Origin of the sequence: Collinsella sp. TF12-2AT, from assembly GCF_003436735.1 — a bacterium.
Classification (GTDB): domain Bacteria; phylum Actinomycetota; class Coriobacteriia; order Coriobacteriales; family Coriobacteriaceae; genus Collinsella.
The window spans coordinates 1-505 of the sequence record NZ_QSQK01000017.1 but is presented as its reverse complement, the minus strand read 5'-3'; the positions used below and the strand labels follow the sequence as shown (position 1 = coordinate 505).

The window sequence follows — 505 nt, the reverse complement described above, 5'->3', positions numbered from 1 at the left end:
AGCAAGAAGCGCCCTCAAGCACATCCGCTTGGGGGCGCTTTCATGTGGTCATTGGGGACGTCCTCAATGACTAGGTCGGAAAAAATCTCAAAAAAGTTCTTGCCCTAAGCTGATTCGTCCGTATAATAAACTTCGTTGCTTGAGAGCACGCACCTATTCCTCGGTAGCTCAATGGTAGAGCACGCGGCTGTTAACCGCGCTGTTGTAGGTTCGAGTCCTACCCGGGGAGCCAGAATTTCTCAGCCCATTCCGCTGGGCTTTTAAATTCCTCGGTAGCTCAATGGTAGAGCACGCGGCTGTTAACCGCGCTGTTGTAGGTTCGAGTCCTACCCGGGGAGCCAGGTTGTAAAACCCGTCGCTTATGCGGCGGGTTTTTTCATGCCGCGACCACTTGACTCGAACGTTGCCATATCAACATTTCGTGTCGAGGATGTAATCCCGCGACCCACCACCTCAACAGGTACCGTCAAGATTCTTTCGCAAATTGATCGAGGCGGCCTCGGCC

Annotated in this window: 2 tRNA genes; both read left to right on the top strand. The window is 53.3% G+C overall.

The features are described from left to right. Positions 1–157: 157 nt before the first annotated feature. Positions 158–232: transfer RNA gene (locus DXD24_RS09440), tRNA-Asn, on the top strand. A 34-nt stretch (positions 233–266) separates the two neighbouring features. Further along, positions 267–341 (top strand) — tRNA-Asn (locus DXD24_RS09435). The last annotated feature ends 164 nt before the right edge of the window (positions 342–505 follow it).